Annotated in this window: 19 protein-coding genes; 15 read left to right on the top strand and 4 right to left on the bottom strand. The window is 37.9% G+C overall.

Going from position 1 to position 19,338, the window contains the following annotated elements; all coding sequences use genetic code 11:
* Positions 1 to 10 precede the first annotated feature (10 nt).
* Complete coding sequence (locus V7161_RS03805; protein WP_335442394.1) at positions 11 to 1,060, bottom strand: sulfite oxidase; 1,050 nt, start codon at positions 1,058 to 1,060, stop codon at positions 11 to 13.
* A 266-nt stretch (positions 1,061 to 1,326) separates the two neighbouring features.
* On the opposite strand from V7161_RS03805, the gene V7161_RS03800 reads away from it, so the two are divergent.
* The 6 genes from V7161_RS03800 to V7161_RS03775 all read left to right on the top strand — a co-directional run bounded on the left by V7161_RS03800 (position 1,327) and on the right by V7161_RS03775 (position 8,203).
* Entirely contained in the window at positions 1,327 to 2,703 is a 1,377-nt protein-coding gene (locus tag V7161_RS03800; RefSeq protein WP_335442422.1) for a sigma-54 interaction domain-containing protein, read from the top strand.
* A gap of 288 nt (positions 2,704 to 2,991) precedes the next feature.
* Positions 2,992 to 4,089 (top strand): iron-containing alcohol dehydrogenase family protein, encoded by a 1,098-nt coding sequence (locus V7161_RS03795; protein ID WP_335442392.1) that lies wholly within the window; start codon positions 2,992 to 2,994, stop codon positions 4,087 to 4,089.
* Between the two features lie 20 nt (positions 4,090 to 4,109).
* On the top strand, positions 4,110 to 5,102 hold the full coding sequence (locus tag V7161_RS03790) for an ABC transporter substrate-binding protein (RefSeq protein WP_335442390.1): 993 nt from the start codon (positions 4,110 to 4,112) through the stop codon (positions 5,100 to 5,102).
* A 99-nt stretch (positions 5,103 to 5,201) separates the two neighbouring features.
* Positions 5,202 to 5,999 (top strand): ABC transporter permease, encoded by a 798-nt coding sequence (locus tag V7161_RS03785; protein WP_223590522.1) that lies wholly within the window; start codon positions 5,202 to 5,204, stop codon positions 5,997 to 5,999.
* Position 6,000: 1 nt separating this feature from the next.
* Positions 6,001 to 6,834 (top strand): ABC transporter ATP-binding protein, encoded by an 834-nt coding sequence (locus V7161_RS03780; RefSeq protein ID WP_223590521.1) that lies wholly within the window; start codon positions 6,001 to 6,003, stop codon positions 6,832 to 6,834.
* A gap of 43 nt (positions 6,835 to 6,877) precedes the next feature.
* Positions 6,878 to 8,203 carry an aspartate aminotransferase family protein gene (locus V7161_RS03775; protein WP_335442388.1) on the top strand — a complete coding sequence of 442 codons (1,326 nt, stop codon included), beginning with the start codon at positions 6,878 to 6,880 and terminating at the stop codon, positions 8,201 to 8,203.
* A 52-nt stretch (positions 8,204 to 8,255) separates the two neighbouring features.
* On the opposite strand, the gene pepF is transcribed toward V7161_RS03775, so the two are convergent.
* Complete coding sequence (pepF, locus tag V7161_RS03770) at positions 8,256 to 10,070, bottom strand: oligoendopeptidase F (protein ID WP_335442386.1); 1,815 nt, start codon at positions 10,068 to 10,070, stop codon at positions 8,256 to 8,258.
* Between the two features lie 237 nt (positions 10,071 to 10,307).
* On the opposite strand from pepF, the gene V7161_RS03765 reads away from it, so the two are divergent.
* The 4 genes from V7161_RS03765 (at position 10,308) to V7161_RS03750 (ending at position 13,156) form a co-directional block, all read left to right on the top strand.
* Complete coding sequence (locus V7161_RS03765) at positions 10,308 to 10,685, top strand: CidA/LrgA family protein (RefSeq protein WP_335442385.1); 378 nt, start codon at positions 10,308 to 10,310, stop codon at positions 10,683 to 10,685.
* On the top strand, positions 10,669 to 11,361 hold the full coding sequence (locus tag V7161_RS03760) for an LrgB family protein (RefSeq protein WP_335442383.1): 693 nt from the start codon (positions 10,669 to 10,671) through the stop codon (positions 11,359 to 11,361). Before V7161_RS03765 ends, V7161_RS03760 begins: the two co-directional genes overlap by 17 nt.
* A 130-nt stretch (positions 11,362 to 11,491) precedes the next feature.
* Positions 11,492 to 12,643: a lactate 2-monooxygenase gene (locus V7161_RS03755; protein WP_335442381.1), complete on the top strand. Its 1,152-nt coding sequence runs from the start codon at positions 11,492 to 11,494 to the stop codon at positions 12,641 to 12,643.
* Positions 12,644 to 12,673: 30 nt separating this feature from the next.
* On the top strand, positions 12,674 to 13,156 hold the full coding sequence (locus tag V7161_RS03750) for a PaaI family thioesterase (protein ID WP_335442379.1): 483 nt from the start codon (positions 12,674 to 12,676) through the stop codon (positions 13,154 to 13,156).
* Between the two features lie 59 nt (positions 13,157 to 13,215).
* Here V7161_RS03750 and V7161_RS03745 read toward each other — a convergent pair whose 3' ends face one another.
* The gene (locus V7161_RS03745; protein ID WP_335442378.1) at positions 13,216 to 14,109 is read right to left on the bottom strand and encodes a TetR/AcrR family transcriptional regulator; all 894 of its coding nucleotides are present in this window, start codon (positions 14,107 to 14,109) and stop codon (positions 13,216 to 13,218) included.
* A gap of 185 nt (positions 14,110 to 14,294) precedes the next feature.
* On the opposite strand from V7161_RS03745, the gene V7161_RS03740 reads away from it, so the two are divergent.
* The 3 genes from V7161_RS03740 (at position 14,295) to V7161_RS03730 (ending at position 17,283) form a co-directional block, all read left to right on the top strand.
* The gene (locus tag V7161_RS03740; protein ID WP_335442377.1) at positions 14,295 to 15,824 is read left to right on the top strand and encodes a DHA2 family efflux MFS transporter permease subunit; all 1,530 of its coding nucleotides are present in this window, start codon (positions 14,295 to 14,297) and stop codon (positions 15,822 to 15,824) included.
* A 112-nt stretch (positions 15,825 to 15,936) separates the two neighbouring features.
* Complete coding sequence (locus V7161_RS03735; protein ID WP_335442375.1) at positions 15,937 to 16,413, top strand: branched-chain amino acid aminotransferase; 477 nt, start codon at positions 15,937 to 15,939, stop codon at positions 16,411 to 16,413.
* A 102-nt stretch (positions 16,414 to 16,515) separates the two neighbouring features.
* Positions 16,516 to 17,283, top strand: coding sequence for a cobalamin-binding protein (locus tag V7161_RS03730; protein ID WP_335442373.1), 768 nt, complete (start codon positions 16,516 to 16,518; stop codon positions 17,281 to 17,283).
* Between the two features lie 41 nt (positions 17,284 to 17,324).
* Here the strand turns inward: V7161_RS03730 and V7161_RS03725 are convergent, their stop codons facing one another.
* Positions 17,325 to 17,621 carry a hypothetical protein gene (locus V7161_RS03725; protein ID WP_289984736.1) on the bottom strand — a complete coding sequence of 99 codons (297 nt, stop codon included), beginning with the start codon at positions 17,619 to 17,621 and terminating at the stop codon, positions 17,325 to 17,327.
* Positions 17,622 to 17,799: 178 nt separating this feature from the next.
* Here V7161_RS03725 and V7161_RS03720 point away from each other — a divergent pair, with 178 nt between their 5' ends.
* Together V7161_RS03720 and V7161_RS03715 are read left to right on the top strand one after the other, a co-directional pair.
* The gene (locus V7161_RS03720; RefSeq protein WP_335442370.1) at positions 17,800 to 18,474 is read left to right on the top strand and encodes an oxidoreductase; all 675 of its coding nucleotides are present in this window, start codon (positions 17,800 to 17,802) and stop codon (positions 18,472 to 18,474) included.
* 14 nt (positions 18,475 to 18,488) lie between these two features.
* Positions 18,489 to 19,295: a uroporphyrinogen-III synthase gene (locus tag V7161_RS03715; RefSeq protein ID WP_335442369.1), complete on the top strand. Its 807-nt coding sequence runs from the start codon at positions 18,489 to 18,491 to the stop codon at positions 19,293 to 19,295.
* The last annotated feature ends 43 nt before the right edge of the window (positions 19,296 to 19,338 follow it).

Below are 19,338 nucleotides of genomic sequence, written 5' to 3'. Positions count from 1 at the left end.
GCCTGTCACCCTATTCAATCTTAACCGTGATTTGATCCCATGCGTTGTAGCCGTATCCTTTTCGATTCCAAAAAGGATTTGAAGGTTGGATGCGATTGGAGGAATCTGTTGCTTTGGAAAAGATGGTGTACTCACCTATTGCTTCAACTGTCCACTCATATGACCAGGGTACCCAGCTATAGTTTCCTTGACTTGGATCTACTAAATTAGCGGGAGCCCATGTTTGACCTTTATCCGTACTAATATCAACCTTGGAAATTTCACCTTTACCTGTCCAAGCAATTCCTTTAATGATATGTTTGCCTATATTTAGAAATTCTCTATCAAGTGGCTTTTGAATAGTTGAATTTACCTTCAAGTCGGTTACGGGAAAAGCTCCTTCGTCATTATTTTTATTTGGAAAATAAACATAGTCCATCGATTGAAATGGTCCAGTAAAATAAAAATCAATTAAGGTTATTTGCTTAATCCATTTTACAGAAGCCATTCCATACCAATGTGGAACAATCAATCTCAATGGATATCCATGCTTAAATGGAATTGGTTGATTATTGTATTCGTAGGCTATAATCGTGTCTGGATGCAAGGCTTTTTCTACGGGAAGGCTTCTTTTAAAAGGAACATCTCCCTCGAGGTCAGTTCTTTTTCCGTAATCATACCCCTCCACGACAACTTCCTTTGCACCATCTTTTATTCCAGCTGCTTCCAGCAGTGTCCTTAAAGATACTCCTTTCCAATAGCCTTGACTAATCCCACCTTTTTCCCACTGTTCTCCAAAAACCTTTGGTTCAAATAGTCCTCGTTTATTACCTGCACATTCCGTGGCAACCTTTATGGTTGTTGCAGGGAACTTCATAATCTCCTGCATGGAAAAAATTCTAGGTATTTGAACATGGCCGTTGATAGGTAACCAATAGTAAGAATAGGTTAGCTGTGGATAGGAGAAATGGTTTCTTCGATAAAATAATCTAGGTGGAAGAATGTCTGTCTCAATAAACTGAATGGGTGTCTCTTTATTTTCAGGATGCAGCTTATGCAGGATAAGTGGAATATTTTGCATGGAAACCTCCTTATAAATGGAGCTGTAATATTAATAAATATGTTCCCTTATTAATGTTTTTGTCGGGAATTCTCAATTTTTCATAAAGAGTATTGTGCATGGAAGGGGGACTAATATTTAATTCAATTATAAATAAAATATTCAAAATTGTATAAAAACAATCATTTATTTGATATAACTGAATTATAGATGGATTTTTCATTTCTATTATTCAAAATTGAATAAAAGAGGTGTAATAAAAGAGTGTGTGAGGAGGAGTTATTCTGATCAATGAAAAAAATAGTTGGAACGAAAGTGAAGCCATTTTGCACTCATTACAGGATGATATTTTAGTGACCAATACGGATGGGATTATTTTGAAAGTAAGCGAAGCGACCGAAGGTATTTATAACCTAAAATCGAATGAAATGGTTGGCAGGTCGGTTTATGAACTTGAAAAAGAAGGAGTTTTTACACCAATATTGACCCCCATGGTGTTAAAAGAAAAGAAGAAAATTACAATTGTCCAAACCACAAATGATGGAAAAAAATTATTGGTTACTGGCATACCAGTTTTCAATCAGGAAAATCAACTTGTCCGAATCGTTAGTTATTCACATGATATTACCGAGTTACTAAATATGCAAAAATATTTAACCGATATGGAAGATGAAATGGAAAGAGTAAAAAGTGAGCTTGAAATGCTTAGAAATCTTCATTTCTATACTGAAGGTATGATTGCAAGCGGAGATGAAATGAAAAAGGTTTTACAACTTTCTTTACAGGTAGCTGAAATCGATGTAAATGTGTTACTTCTTGGTGAATCAGGAGTAGGAAAATCACACATTGCGAAATTTATTCACAATAAAAGTCCCAGAAAAGATGGCCCATTTATTGAAGTGAACTGTGGAGCGATCCCTGAGTCTCTTTTTGAGGCAGAGTTTTTTGGTTATGAATCTGGGTCCTTTACAGGCGCAAGCAATAAAGGAAAAGTAGGCTTAGCGGAGCTTGCAGAGGGTGGGACATTATTTTTGGATGAGATTGGGGAGTTGTCGTTAGCTAATCAAGTCAAAATACTGAAGTTTATCCAGGAAAAACAGTTTTACCGGGTCGGAGGAACAAAGGTCAGAAAAGTTGATTTCCGAATCTTAGCAGCTACAAATAAAGATTTAGAGAAAGCGATTGAGGAAAAAACGTTTCGCCAGGATCTTTTTTTTCGTCTAAATGTTGTACCTATCACCATTCCTCCTTTACGAAAACGTCCAACGGACATTATTCCCTTAGTTGACTACTTTTTAAAGTATTTCTCTGAAAAATATAACAGAGAACGAGCCCTTGATGAAGGGGTTATTCATTTATTGCTGACAAATGAATGGAAAGGAAATGTGAGGGAGTTAATCAATTTAATTGAAAGGCTAGTGGTTACGTCCTCTAAGCAGTTAATTGAAGTAGAAAGCCTGCCTGAACGCTATCGAAAGACATACCAGGAGGTTGCAACGATTGAAGATGGGAATCGATCTTTGGATGAAGTACTTGATAGCGTTGAAAAGCAAGTCCTGATAAAAGCTAGAAAACGTTATAAAACTACGACTCAAATCGCCAAAGCATTAGGCATCAGTCAACCATCAGTATTTAGAAAACTCAGAAAGCACGGAATAGATTAAAAGGTGGCATAAAAATTGCATGTTTTATTGTTAATAAAAAGAAAAATTTAGGTAGAGGATGGGGGGAGGTAAGGAGAGTTATTAATATTATAAAATTAATATTTATTCAAAGATAATATCTAGAAAATATATTTAAATAACTAGATTTATGTATATTTATTTCCATTTAATTATAAACATTTAATTGCTGAATATTTAAAATCTATATTGACATAAGATTTTTGAATATTTATATTAAAGGAATGTTATGTGTTTTACGATTTTTCAATAATCAAAGGGGGATGGAATATGAAAGTGACTGTAGGACCTGCACAGTATGTAAGAGAGGCCGGTATATTAACAGCGGCTGGATCGTACATAAGAAATTTCGGAAAAACTGCTGTACTTATAGGAGGAAAGGTTAGTGTAGATATTGTAGAAGACACATTAAGAAAGAGTGTGTCCGCAGAAGGTATGTCTTTGTTGCCCTCCCTTTGGTATGGTGGAGAATCTTCTGAAACCAATATTAATAGACTGGTAGACAAATTACTGAGCCAAGACTTCGATGTTTTGATTGGAACAGGTGGAGGCAAAGCCATTGATACGGTTAAAGCTGTGGCATTCAAACTAAATAAACCAGTGGTAATTATCCCAACCATAGCGGCCACATGTGCTGCGGCAACACCTATTTCTATTCTTTATAACGATGAAGGTGAATTTATTGGAATTGGTAGGGAGTCGAAAGCTCCAGAGCTGGTCATAGTAGATTCGACAATGCTTTTAAAAGCTCCCGTTCGCTTTTTAATAGCAGGGATTGGTGATACGCTGGCAAAATGGTTTGAAACAAGGGCTACTATACAAAAAGCGAATCCAACTGCGCTAAATCAAACAGCCTTTGCGATAGCGGCACAAGTTTATAAAACTTTACATGAGATTGGTCATGAAGCAATTCAATCTGTTGAATCCTCCACTTTAACGAAAGCATTTGAAGATGTTGTCGATGCGATTATTTTAATAAGCGGAAGTGTGAGCGGGTACGGTGGGGATGATTGTCGGACAGCAGGAGCCCACGCCATTTATTCTGGCTTAACCATATTTCCGGAATGTCATCAATCGTATCACGGTGAAATTGTCGCCTTTGGAATCCTTGCGCAATTATGTTTGGAATCAAAGGAAGAAGAGCTGCCAAACTTAATTCGTTATTATCAGGAAATCGGACTTCCCTTTACTTTAGAGCAAATGGGTATAAGTGAGTTAACCGATTATGAATGGAATAAGCTAGGTGAAATAACCGTCACGATTGAAGATATGGCAAACATGCCATTTGAAGTCACACCTGAAATGGTGATAAGAGCTGTAAAACAAGCGGATGGAATTGGGCAAGAGTTTTTAAGTATTTCATTATAAATATAAAGGGGGAAATAGTAATGAAAAAATGGTTAGTGGTTGTTTGTTCAATAATGTTATTATTAGCGCTGGCGGCATGTGGAAAAGAGGAAGCTTCCGGCAGTTCCAAGAAAGGAAAGTCGTCTGAACCATTGAAAGTGACGCTGCCTACTTGGACAGGTTATGGCCCATTATTTTTAGCCAAGGAAAAAGGCTTTTTTAAAAAGAATGGTATTGATGTGGATCTTTCCATTGTAGAAGGATTAGGCGAACGAAAACAAGCGTTAGCAAGTGGAAAAATTGATGGAATGGCAACGGCACTTGATGTCCAGGTTTCTTTAGCGGCATCAAATATTCCGGTTCAAGTTGTTTGGTTATTAGATGATTCCCACGGCGGAGATGGGATTCTCGTGAAAAATAATATTAATAGTGTTAAAGACTTAAAAGGAAAAACGGTTGCATTTGAAGTAGGTTCAACAAGCCATATGCTTGCTCTGCAAGCATTAAAACAAGGCGGATTAACAGAAAAAGATGTCCAAGTTGTTCAAATGTCAGCAGGAGATGCAGGAGCCGCTTTTGCTGCGGGTAAAGTTGATGCAGCGGTAACATGGGAGCCTTGGTTAACAAAGGGATCACAAGCAAACGGAAAAGTATTGTTAACAACAAAGGATCTGCCTGGAATTATTGTGGATACGGTCAGCTTTAAGGAAGATGTTATCAAAAACCGTCCGGAAGATGTAAAAGCATTTGTTAAGGCGATGGGTGAAGCGATGACATATTGGAAAGAGCATGAGAAAGAAGCAAACGAAATTATGGCCAAAGGTCTAAAAATCGATTTAAAAGAATTTGAAGGAACAGTAACCGGATTAAAATTTTTCTCCAAAGAGGATAATCAAAAACTTTTCGGAACTGAAAGTGCAAAAGGAGACATTTATCAATCAGCTGAAAATGCAATTAAGTTTTACAAAGATCAAAAGATAATTGACAAAGAACCAAAAGTGGACAATGTTATCAATCCAAGCTTTCAAAAATAGAAAAATAAAATGAAAATGAAGCCTGACTCATGAGGTGTTCTTCCGGCCTCATTTGTTAGGCTTTTTTATAAAAGATTAATAGAGAAAATAGGTGATTTAATGTTAGCAAAATTATTAACCCCTAATAAAGAAATATCTAAACCGCTTTATACATCAGCAGGCCTTCTTACGTTTCTTCTATTATTATTGGTTTGGTCAGTACTAAGCTACGGCAAGTTGGTGAATCCCCTATTTTTACCTAGTCCGTCAGCAGTGCTAGCTACAGCTGTTGATTTATTCGTCAATGGAGACATTCTTTCAGATATCGGAATTAGTTTTTCACGGGTGTTATTGGGGTTTCTTATTGCTGCCATTATTGGGATTCCTTTAGGAATCTTAATGGGATCATTAAGGATTATGGAAGGGGCATTTGAGCCTGTCATTGGCTTTATTCGTTATATGCCAGCTTCAGCATTCATCCCTTTATTGATTTTATGGATTGGTCTTGGAGAGGCTGAAAAAATGAGTGTTATTTTCTTAGGAACATTTTTTCAGCTTACGCTAATGATTATGGATGTGACAAAAAACGTTCAAAATGATTTGGTGGATGTTTCCTATACTTTAGGGGCAAAGAAAGCACAGGTTTTTACAAAGGTAATTCTTCCAGCTGCCTTACCGGGAATTGTCGACACCCTTCGGATTACGTTTGGATGGGCGTGGACTTATCTAGTTGTAGCTGAAATTGTCGGAGCATCAAGCGGATTGGGTTACATGATTATGCAAGCATCAAGGTTCTTACAGCCAGATAAAATCATCGTGGGGATTTTAATCATTGGTTTACTAGGTCTCATAACCGATATTATTTTTAAAGCCATTTACCGCGCTTCGTTTTCGTGGATGAGAAAGGACGGTTTGTAGGATGGTCACTCCTGTTGTTAAAGAAATAGAAAAAGTTAAACCGATAATTCCTAACATTAGTAAACCAAAATTAGAAATTAAAGAAGTTGGTAAAATCTTTAAAACAAAAAGCGGTGAAACGACAGCATTAGAAAAGACTTCCTTTTCGATTGAAGAAGGGGAGTTTGTGACGATTTTAGGTCCATCCGGATGTGGAAAATCTACCGTTTTGCGAATTGTGGCAGGATTGGAAGAATCAACATCAGGTAAAGTTCTCCTAGATGGAGAGGAAATAAAGGGACCTGGTTCTGACAGAGGAATGGTATTTCAATCCTATACCTTGTACCCTTGGTTAAGCGTTAAAGAGAATATTACCTTTGGTTTAAAGTTAAAAGGAATTTCGCAAAAAGAACGGGACGATGTGGCTCGTCATTATTTGCAATTAATTGGTTTGGAAGGCTTTGAGAAGCACTATCCGATTCAATTGTCAGGCGGTATGAAACAACGTGTCGCTATTGCCCGCGCCTTAGCAAACGATCCGAAAATTTTATTAATGGATGAACCATTTGGAGCCTTAGATGCTCAAACGAGGAACATCATGCAGGAAGTGTTGTTAAAAGCATGGGAAGAGTCAAAAAAGACGATTTTATTCATTACCCATGATGTAGATGAATCTATTTTCTTAGCAGACTCTGTTTATGTAATGACGGCAAGACCTGGACGATTAAAGAAAAAGGTTCCGATTACTTTAGAAAGACCAAGAGATTTCAGTGTGAAGGCGACTGTGGAATTTGCCGAATATAAAGAAGAACTACTGTCTCTAATTAGGGAAGAAAGTTTAAAATCTATCAAATAATAAAATTTAACAAGTGATGTATTACTTATGGGGGGATCAATAAATGGGGAAAAATTGGGAACATCTTATAAAAAATATGCCAAATCGTCTTGCTCCTAGTATGGCGAAGGATCATCCGAATTTACCTGTAGTGAAAGAAGAGGGCTGTTATTACTACGGTGTTGATGGCAAAAAATATCTTGATTTTACATCAGGTATTGCCGTTACCAATGTTGGACACCGACACCCAAAAATTGTTCAAGCGATTAAAGATGCAGCTGATGGTTTAATGCATGGACCTTCTGGTGTCATTATGTACGAATCCATTTTACGTTTAGCAGATGAACTTGCCGAAATATTACCGGGGGAACTAGACTGCTTTTTCTTTGCAAACAGTGGCGCAGAAGCAATTGAAGGTTCGATTAAGCTCGCTAAATATGTTACAAAACGGCCTTATGTGATTTCTTTTACAGGTTGTTTCCATGGCCGTTCATTAGGGGCGCTAAGTGTCACCACTTCTAAAAGTAAATATCGAAAATTTATGCAGCCATCTGGTCTAACCTATCAAATTCCATATGCCAATGTGAAAGAGTGTCCACAGGGTAAAGATCCGGAAGCATTTGTTATTGAAAAATTAGAAAAAGATTTTGCTAGCTTATTTAGCCATCAAGTTACTCCAGAAGAAGTGGCATGTGTTATTCTAGAACCGGTTCTTGGAGAAGGCGGATATATCGTTCCACCAAAAGGCTGGTTGAAAAGAGTCCGTGAAATTTGTGACCGACATAACATTTTACTCATTTTTGATGAAGTCCAAACTGGATTTGGACGTACGGGAGAATGGTTCGCGGCACAAACTTTTGATGTCACTCCTGACATAATGGCAATTGCAAAAGGGATTGCTTCTGGTCTCCCTTTAAGCGCAACTGTCGCATCTAGTGATTTAATGAAGCAATGGCCGCTAGGCAGTCATGGGACAACCTTTGGCGGTAATCCAATTGCATGTTCAGTTGGACTTGCCACCTTGGAAGTGATGAAAGAGGAAAACCTTCTCCAAAACACAAGGAATATGGGAAAGTATGCAGTCGAACAGCTTGAGCGGATTAAAGAAAGGCACTCTGTTATCGGAAGCATTCGTGCTGTTGGTCTAATGATTGGAATTGAAATTGTTGATCCAAAAACTGGGGATCCGGATGGCAAGGCATTGTTAAAAATTCTTGATTTGGCGCTTGAAAAAGGGGTATTATTTTACCTTTGCGGAAATCATAGTGAAGTAATTAGAATGATTCCACCGTTAATCGTCACAAAAGAACAAATTGATGAGGGATTAAAAATTCTAGATGAAGCATTGTCTGAATATGAAGCCACAATTATGAACCTTGTAGAGAATTAAGTCTTAAGAAAACCCATGAAATGGAATCTCATGGGTTTTCTTATTTTTTATGTTAGTTATATAACTGTTCCAGTTCATCAATTAATGACCCCACATAAGAAACAGCTTTACGGATTGGGTCAGGAGTCGACATATCGAGTCCCGCACACTTAATGAGTTCAAGCGGTTTCATAGTGCCGCCTGCACGAAGTACTTCAAGCCAGCGATCAATGGCTGGCTGACCTTCTTCTTTTATCATTTGGGCCACAGCTGTAGAAACAGTCAAGCCGGCAGAGTAGGTATATGGGTATAGTCCCATGTAATAATGAGGCTGACGCATCCATGTAAGTCCTGCACCTTCATCGATCTCAACCGTATTTCCCCAGAATTCGGTAAGGACATCACTTGTCAATTCAGTTAATGTTTTGGCTGTTAGGGCCTTACCTTCTTCAGCGAGCGCATAAACACGGCGTTGATATTCGGCTTCAAGTAAATGGGTAACAAAGTTATGATAGTACGTTCCTAATAATTGCAGAATCACCCAACGCCGCATTTGTTTATCTTCTGTATTTGAGAGCAAGTGCTGCCCCAAAAGCATTTCATTCATGGTGGAAGGGGCTTCAACAAAATACATCGATGGGCGGACATTCATGATTCGTTGATTTTTATTGGCTAAATAAAAATGTCCGGCATGTCCGAATTCATGTGCCAGGGTGAAACAGCCGCGCATATTATCCTGCCATGTGATAAGAACATATGGATGGGAACCATATGGGCTCGAACAGAAGGCACCAGTTGATTTTCCAACATTGTCAGCTCGGTCGACCCATCTTTCCTTAAAGCCCCGTTCGATGATTTCGCTATATTCAGGCCCCATGATCTTAATTGATTCTAAGATTAATTGGCTTGCTTCTTCAAAGGTGGTTGATGGATTGAAATCCGCATCCAATGGGGCTTTCAAATCACAGAAAAGCATTTTGTCCAGACCTAAATGTCTTTGTTTCAGTTGGGCAAAGCGGCGCATATGCGGGGCGAGCTCTTGATAAATAATGTCAATTTGATTGTTATACATTTCTAGTGATACCTGGTGCGGCTCTAGCAGCATATGGGTGACGGAATCATATTTCCGCAGGCGGGAAAGGGTGACTTGTTTTATGACTTCTGCAGCATATGTTGCTGCCATTGTATTTTTATATTTCCTAAGTGTGGAAACAAACGAATCATATGCTTTTCTGCGAATCTCAGTGTCTGGTGAAAATTCATAACGGTTCTCAAATAAGGCAAACGATACAGGCAATTCGCTTCCATTCGCGTCCTGAATAGGTGCGAACTCCATGTCCGCTAATTTGCTCATTTGATAAATTTGGTACGGGGCACCTTGCAGCTCACCAAGTGCAGCCAGTACTTCCTCCGTTTCTGGCGATAGCTTATGTTTTTTCGTTTCAAGCAGCTCTAATAAATTTTTACGAAAAGGTTGGAGCTCAGGTTCCTGCTGAAGGTGTTTTTCTACCATACCATCCTCAAGGGCAAGAATTTCCGAATCAATAAAGGACAGAGCAGCAATGCTTTTTGTTCGTAAGGAATAGAAGTTAGCCAAATTGGCTTGATGATTGGGATCAGTTCCATCTGCAGATTGTTTCAAACTCGCGAAAGTCCAAGCTTTAATAATTTTCTTCGAAAGGTGTTCTTGTGCGACTAAACAATCTAATAAGGCTTTAGATCCAGTATGTAAGGTATCTTTAAATCTATCAAATTGTGAAATATCTTGTTCAATTACCTTTAATTCTTGTTCCCATGCCTGCTCTGATGGGAATAAATCATCGAGATTCCAAGTCAATTCCTCTGGTATTTCTGAGCGATTTAGCCGTTTTTTAACTGTTTTTTCCATCATTTTGCCCCCTTATTTATTTCGCACTACTAAATTTTATCTTATATTATTTGAAAATTAAGTCAACTGGAAGTTGGGCATAAAAAATGTAAGTTTTTTTCTGACATTTCTCTATCTTAATTAAATTTCTTAGTAAGGAGTCCTGACAACAATACTGAATTTCCGTTTTTCGTATGACATACTTACAAAAAGGAAAACGATTCTTGCTTTTTCCATAGGTATTGGAGGTACAAAAGAATGGTTCAATATTTTGCTCAGTTTTTAACAATCCTCGTTTTTTATCTATTGGGAAATGGGTTGGTAACTTGGTTTAGTCTCCCGCTTTCTGGAAGTATTGTCGGTATGATATTGCTATTCATAGCCTTGATATTAGGGATTTGTGATTTAAAATGGGTGGAGTCAGTGGCTCAGTTGCATATCAAACATATAACTCTTCTTTTTATTCCTTTTGCTGTAGGAATATGGCATTTTACAAGGATTTTTCGAAACGAAGGGATAAAGCTTTCTGCGATTTTAGCAGTTAGTAGTCTGGTTGTACTGTTTATAACAGCCATAATTGCAGAAATGATTGAAACTACTAGTAAAAGGAGCAAACGAAATGGAGAAAATGATTGATAATATTTTATTGTGTACTTTTATTACAGTTGCCAGCTACTTAATGGGGGTGCTGGTTTTTCAAAAATTTAAAAAGGCTTGGCTTAATCCGTTATATACTTGTACCGTTTTTATTATTTGCGTTTTGACTCTTTTTCATCTCAATTTTACTGGATACACTTCTGGAACTAATCTCTTCTCACTGCTAATGGGTACAGCAACGGTTTCACTTGCTGTTCCATTATATAAACAATTTGCTTTGATTAAAAAAAATTTCTTCATAATTGTTTGTGCAGTAATGACAGGTACGTTGACAGGTGTGGCGTCCATAGTATTGTTAACCAAGGTAATGCATATGAATCAAGAAATGATGATTTCGATGATTCCCAAATCTGTTACTGCTCCAATTGCCCTTTCTATCTCACAATCACTAGGAGGGATTCCATCCTTAACGGTTTCTTTTGTATTTGTTTCAGCCATTTTTTCACTGGTTATTGGACCGGGGTTATTAAAATACACGCGAATTAAGAGTAAAATTGCTAAGGGGTTAGCCTTGGGAACATCCGCTCAAGCAATTGGAGCGAAACGAGCGTTTGATTGGGGAGAAGTAGAAGGTGCGATGGGAAGTATCGCTATGATCACAGCAGCACTGTGTATGTCATTGATTGCCCCATTTCTCATTTATTTTTATCTCTAAAATGAAGAAAGGGAGTGAAGTCTATTCACTTCCTTATTTTTATAATATTGCGTCTATTCGTTGACCCTTTATTTTTTTCAATGGTATCATAAAAAGGTAAGCGTTTACAGTTAAGGGGGAGGAATGAAATTTGAGTTTTGGTAATCATGTTCAATTAAAGGTGTACCAGCAGTTGGAGAAAAATATTATTCCAGTTTCCTATGAAGAACTAGAAACAAAGGCGAAGGCGCTTTTAGATGCAAAACCCTATTACTATGTAGCTGCTTCAGCAGGTGCCGAGATTACAGCCAAACAAAATAATAAAGCTTTTGAAAAATGGCAAATCGTCCCTCGAATGTTATGTGATACATCTAAAAGGGACTTAAGCATTGAGCTTTTTGGAAAAAAACTCCCTTATCCGCTATTGCTTGCACCCGTCGGAGTGCAATCGATTGTACACCCAGAAGGGGAGTTGGCAAGTGCTCGCGGAGCAGCAGCGATGAACGTTCCTTTTATTGCAAGTACAGCTTCTACATACAGCCTGGAAAATATAGCGTCAGAAGCAGGACAAGGGGAAAGATGGTTTCAGCTTTATTGGAGTAATGACAGAGAAATTGCCGCAAGTATGGTCAAAAGGGCAGAGGCAGCTGGCTATAGTGCGATTGTGATCACACTTGACACACCGATGATGGCATGGCGGGAAAAGGATATTGAGCATGCTTACCTGCCGTTTTTGGAAGCAAAGGGAATTGGAAATTATCTTGAGGATCCTGTTTTTTGCTCCAGATTGGAGAAATCTCCTCAGGAGGATATGAATTCGGCCATCACGCTCTGGTCCCGCGTTTTCGGGAATCCAACCTTAACCTGGAAGGATTTAAAGTTTATTAAAAGTCATACATCGCTGCCAATCCTGTTAAAAGGCATCTTGCATCCAGATGATGCAAAACTTGCTGTCGAACATGGAGTCGACGGAATTATTGTCAGCAATCATGGCGGCAGACAAGTGGATGGAGCCATTACCGCTATTGATGCTTTACCTGAGATCGTTGATGCTGTTAAGGGGGAAATCCCTGTCTTACTGGACAGCGGCATTCGCAGAGGTTCAGATATGATCAAGGCATTAGCATTAGGGGCAAAAGCGGTATTAATTGGCCGTCCATTCATGTATGGACTTGCTTTAGCTGGCGAAGATGGGGTTAAACAGGTTTTGAGAAATTTGCTTGCTGATTTTGATTTAACATTGGCTCTATCTGGGAAACGTTCTGTGGACGAGCTAAATCGAGATTTATTAAAGAAATTATAAATTTATCAAACGATGAAAAGAGGGAGCACCTTGGAAGAAAAGATTTTAAAGGCCATTCAAGATGAATATCCAGAAGATTTTGCGTGGTGTTATGGCTGCGGCCGAATGAATGAAGAGGGGCATCATTTCCGAACAGGCTGGCAGGGGGAACAAACCATTACCATTTATACACCTGAACCGAAGCACATGGCACTTCCTGGGTTTGTTTACGGAGGAATCGTTGCCTCGCTCATTGATTGCCACGGGACCGGGTCTGCCGCATTGGCGCTGCATCGGAAAAATGGCCATGAACCAGGGGATGAAGCAGAACCGCCGCGATTTGTGACAGCTTCTTTAAATGTTAATTTTTTAAAGCCAACCCCCCATGGTGTACCGTTAAAAGCGATTGGAGCTGTGACCGAGATTCACCCGAAGAAATTTAAAGTGGAAACCCAAGTTTATGCGAAGGATACCCTCTGTGCCCGCGGAGAAGTCGTTGCCGTGGTCATGCCAAGTACATTCTTAGACAAATAAAAAGATAAAGCGCCTGGTCATCAAAATTTGATGTTCTCAGGCGCTTTTTTATTTGGAACTTAAAAAGATGCTTCTCCGAAATATTCTTCAACAAACTGTTCGAGCTGCAGGAGGTCTTTTTCAATTTCTTTTCTTCCAAATGTTTTTAATGAAAGGATGGCACTTTCGATGAGGAATCTACGTGGACTCTTGGATTCCATCAGTTCATCCTCAATAAAATCTAATAACTCGGTGGATTTTGATTGTTTCTCATTTTGAATAAAAGTACTTTTCAGTATAAAAATAGAATGATGGAGCTTTTTTTGAAAGGCGAGATTCGGTCTTCTGCAGTCAGGCAGCCAGCTTTCAAATAGCTCTGGCTGAATTAATTGATCATCAGATTCCACTAATTCATCGACTATTTTCATCAAACGCTTAACAGAAAATCGGACCACATGCCCAATATTTGCATTTGATTCATTTGCCCTTTGATGATATTTAAGATTTTCACGAAGAATCCCCATAAACATGATCGCACTATCCAATAAATAAGGTTTCCTTTTTTCACCAAAAATGTCGATTAACCGCTGATATATCCAACTTATATTTTTTAATTGGCCTTGTTGCATATATTCCTTAAGATCTGTATCATTTAAAACCATTACTTCTTCAAATAATGAAATTAAGTTATTCTTTCTATTTGTCTTTAATTGTATTTCCACTTGTTTAATAAAAATCTCTATATCTGAACGGTTTTGACCAATTAATAATTCATTCCGTTCTTTTTCCAATTCGACATAGTTCTTTTTGAAAATGGCCATTAATAGTTCGTTTTTTGATGCAAAGTAGTTATAAAAAGTACCTTTTGATATTCCACTATATTCTAAAATATCTTGGATTGATGTGGCTTGGAATCCTTTATCGATAAATAACTGGTGTGCTACCTTGACAACATGCTGCTTTCGGTCATTCATAAAATCACCTTGGTTTCATATTGTACTTAGAGTACAAAAATATAGTACATGAAAAACGTTTTCTTTACAAACCTTAATATTTAGCAAACTTTTTTATTGCAAAAATTGAACCATGCGTATATTATTATGTAAGTGTGAAACAGGGGTATAAAAAAATGAACAAGGGGTACACAGGGAGGAATACAATGGAACAATCAAATAAACAAACTAATCGTCCACCGTACGGAATTATTGCCGTTTTGATGATTGGAGCTTTTATAGCATTCTTAAATAACACATTGTTAAATATCGCGCTGCCATCGATCATGAAGGACTTAGATGTTGAAGCATCGACCGTTCAATGGCTGACAACTGGTTTCATGTTAGTAAATGGAATACTTATACCAACAACAGCATTTTTAATTCAAAAATATTCTGTCCGCCAATTATTCTTAACAGCGATGGGCTTATTTACAATAGGAACAATTTTAGCAGGTTTTGCCCATGTGTTTCCAATATTATTAGCTGGCCGGATGATTCAAGCTTCTGGTTCCGCTATTATGATGCCGTTGCTTATGAATGTTATGTTAACAAGCTTTCCGCTTGAAAAACGTGGAACAGCGATGGGGTTTTTCGGATTAGTATTAATGTTCGCACCAGCCATTGGTCCAACCCTATCAGGGTGGATTATTGAACACTATGATTGGAGAATGCTTTTCCATTTCATTACACCAATTGCAATTATCGTCATGTTGATTGGAGTCTTTAAGCTAAAAGATAAGAAGGAAAAAACGTATAATCGTCTTGATTTCCTATCGCTACTATTATCAAGCGTAGGTTTCGGGGGAATCTTATACGGATTTAGTTCAGCTGGAAAAGAAGGCTGGGATAGTCCAGAAGTGTATGGAACGATTGCAGTTGGGGTTGTTTCACTACTTGTCTTCATTTTACGTCAATTAAAACAAGAACGTCCGATGCTTAACTTTAAGATTTATAAGTATCCTGCATTTGCGCTCTCTTCAGCAATTTCCATGGTTGTTACAATGGCGATGTTTTCTGGGATGATCCTTCTGCCTATTTATGTTCAAACGATTCGTGGAATTTCTCCTTTAGATGCTGGTTTGATGTTGCTGCCAGGAGCAATTGTTATGGCTATCATGATGCCGATAACAGGAAAATTATTTGATAAGTTTGGCGGGCGTTTATTAGCGATTATTGGGTTAACGATTACAGTAGTTACGAGTTACTTGTTAAGTAAATTAACGCTGGACACAACATACCCACACTTAATTATGTTATATACGTTCCGGATGTTTGGTATGTCGATGGTCAATATGCCGGTAACGACAAACGGATTAAACCAATTGCCTGCACGATTCTATCCGCATGGAACAGCCATGAATAGTACGATGCAGCAAGTATCTGGGGCTATCGGAACTGCCTTACTGGTTACGGTCATGTCCACTCGGGCAAAAACACATGCAACTGAAATTGGTGCCTCAGCAATGAAACATTTGACTAAGCAGCCGACACCTCAGGTAATTGCTGAAATGAAACAGCAAATCATGATGAAGGCAATGCTCGAAGGCATTAATGATGCATTCTATGTGTCCGTCTTCATTGCTGGTCTTGCTTTAGTTCTTGCATTATTTATTAAACGGGCAAAACAAGCAGAAGATTCTGGCGATAAACAGTCAGTAAGTAATAAGGTAACAAGTAAATTAGCTGAAAATTAATGGCAAGGGGTGACTTTCATGGTCACCTCTTTTTTTCGATTCGAAAATTTGCTATTTTAAAGACAATCCATCAATATTAACATAAGATATTTGCCATAAAGGAGAATTTAATATGATAACAGAAAAAGATCCCAAAACACTTTTTTCTAATGCCTACATAGAACGCTGCAGCAAGGATACAGAAACGATGATTGCAGAAGAGTCTTCCGCCTTTTTAAACGAACCGATTGTCTATTTAAAAATACATAAAAACGAGTTTGTTTATATGGAATTAAGTTCGTTTGAAGAAATAAAGGTTGAAGCGGTTTCCTTAGAAGTCGATGATGTATTTGGAACCTATGATGTGATGTTAGGTTTAAAGCTGCAGAAGAAATATGAAAAAAACATAAAGGAATATTTAAATTCGAACCTAAATGGTGATGGGGCCAAATTTGATTTAATGTTTAGTCCTGAAGATGGTCTTTGGAACTTAAATTTTACTCTGAACTATGTTGCAGGGTTTCAAGAGGAAATGACCATTAGTGAAGCCTTTCAACTAATTTACAGTTTCTTATATAAGTTAGTTGCTGAGGTAAATAGTCCCGCATAAAAAACGAACGTCACTTTAGAATAACGATTTATTTTTTTCAACCATTCAGATAAAAAGAAAAAACCAGGTATCAATGGTTTTTAACAAGGGAAGAGAGCTCCAATGCGGATTATATCTTTGTGTCCAAGTAATACAGAATTATTGGAATATTTAGGATTAACTCATTTATTAGTAGGGGTAGATGATTTTTCTGACTGGCCTGAGGCAATTGCTGGCCTTCCTAGGCTGGGGCCGGATTTATCCATTAATATGGACCTTGTTGAGGAATTACAGCCGGATATGGTTCTGGCTTCATTAAGTGTACCAGGCATGGAAAAAAATGTTGTAGCTTTACAGCAACGTGAAATTCCCCATATTGTCTTGAATCCGCAATCATTAAAAGATATCGAAGAGGATTTAATTAAAACAGCGGAAGTTTTAGGAGAAAAAGAACGAGGGCTCGCTGCTGCCAGGCAATTTCGTTCCCGGATTGAAAATGTGAAACAACAAAGCAGGAATACTAGTAAGAGTCCAACTTTGTATTGGGAATGGTGGCCGAAGCCAATTTTTACGCCGGGGAAAATTAACTGGCTGACGGAGATTTCAGAGGCGGCAGGGGCCGTCAATATCTTTCAAGATGTTGATATGGCAAGTATAATGGCAGATTGGGAGGATGTTTTGAGCAGAAAACCAGATTATATTTGCCTTGCATGGGTTGGGGTTCGTAAAGCAAAAGTTCAAAAAAACGTGGTAAAAAAGCGACCTGGCTTCGAAAAGCTGAATTATCCAAGTGATGATCACATACTCATTTTAGAGGAAGAACTGTATTGCAGACCATCACCTAGATTGCTAGATGGATTGGAAAAACTCTATAATATTATTCATAAATGAAACTGTCCCATGGGGAAATCGTGGGACAGTAATAAGTAGTATTAACTAAGGCCCTCATCACTAACTGAAATCGCTGATCCGCTGGAGGTATGTTGATTGATCCAGCCAAGAGATGTTTCGGAAACCGCATTCCAATTTGGAATTTCCGCTTTATGCTGCTCAACCCAGCTCATGCAGAACTGAGGGTCGATATTATAATCAAGGCATTGGGCCAGGAAGGATTGTATGGTCGCTTCACTACAATTTTCCCAGGATCCGCACGTATAACTCCAGACATTTTCCATTTTTGTTTGGATGGAAAGTTCATTTATAAAATTGCTAAATTGATTGTCACTCATCATAAATTCCTCCTTGTCATAAATTTACATCCTTCAGTATGTCCAAGGAATAATAAACAATGTACATGAAATAAAAAAAACCTTTAACTCATTATATTCATCTATTCAATATTATGGGATTTTTTTAAATGTTATTAAAAAACCGCCTAAGGCAAGAAGGGAGAATGTAAATAAAAGAATGAATATGGGTGAAAAAACGGCACTAATTCTAGGTTCAAGTGGACTTGTTGGGAACGAATTAGTACAAATACTTCTCCAACAAAATAATTATAAAAAAATACATTTGCTAATAAGAAGACCGATTGAAATAACTGATTCAAGATGTGAACCGCATATAGTTGATTTTGATCAGTTGGAGAAATATTCAGAATTATTTAAGGTTACTGATGTTTATTGCTGCTTAGGAACAACCATTAAAAAAGCAAAAAGCAAAGAGGCCTTTAGAAAAGTTGACTACCAATATCCCATAGAGGCAGCAAATTTAGCCGTACAAAGCGGTGCAGAAAAATTTCTCATTATCACGGCAATGGGAGCTAATTCGAAATCATTCTTTTTTTACAATCAAGTTAAAGGAGAGGTAGAAAGGTCACTTAAAACATTAAATATACCTTCCCTAAATATTTTTAGACCATCTTTATTGTTAGGAGAAAGAAATGAATTCCGCTTAGGAGAAAAAATCGCCGAAAAGGCAAGTGGGTTATTAAATACTTTAATGGTGGGGCCGTTACGCTCCTATAGAGCTATTCATGCAAAATCAGTAGCAAAAGCAATGGCTGCGATTGCTGCTTCAAACAAAACGGGTGTAAGTATATTCCACTCCAATGAAATACAACGAATAGCAGATAAGCATTAGAAAGGATATGTGTGATGGAAAAGGGTCTATCAGGAAAAAAAGTGGTCATATGTGGATCGAGAAAAACTGAAGAAATTAGTACATTAATAGAAAAACAAGGTGGAATACCTCTTGTTCGGCCACTTCAAGGTACCGTTTTTTTAGCAGAAAAGGAAGTAGAGCCTGATATATTGGAATTTGTTCAAAATGGTGCGGATTGGGTGATCTTCACAACGGGAATCGGACTAGATACTCTCGTCACACTCGCAGACAAGTTAGGATTGTTAGCCGATTTCTTAAACCAAATACAAAAAGCAAAAGTTGCATCAAGGGGTTATAAAACACTTTCCGCATTGAAAAAATTAGAAATCATACCAGTGGCTGAAGCCGAAGATGGAACAACCAAGGGATTAGCACTTGCTCTCGAAAGCTTTAATTTCTCAGGGAAGCGAATTATGATCCAATTGCATGGTGAGACAGCACCTGTATTAACTAAGTTTTTTGAAGATAATGGCGGAGTGGTACATAAAATTCTCCCGTATCAGCACATTGCCCCTGAAAGAAAAATTCTTGAGCAATTATGTGCTGAAATCCAGAACAATGAGTGTGATGCTGTCTGTTTTACAACTGCCACACAAGTTCGTTCCCTTTTCGAATTTGCAAAGGAAAATAAAATATTTGAAATTATTGCTCAAGGTTTTACGAAAAATATTTTAGCTGTTGCTGTCGGAAAAGTTACTGCTGAAGCATTGAAAGAAGAGGGAATTGACCGTGTGCTTGCACCTGAGAACGAAAGAATGGGAGCAATGATTGTTGAGTTGGCTCAATTTTATAAGCGCTAATTTTGGAAAAAGTGTACCGGAGAATAATATGGTACCTGTAGGT

This window comes from Neobacillus drentensis (genome assembly GCF_036965425.1).
Classification (GTDB): domain Bacteria; phylum Bacillota; class Bacilli; order Bacillales; family Cytobacillaceae; genus Neobacillus; species Neobacillus drentensis_F.
The sequence above is the reverse complement of the archived record's forward strand: the minus strand, read 5'-3'. Positions and strand labels throughout refer to the sequence as shown.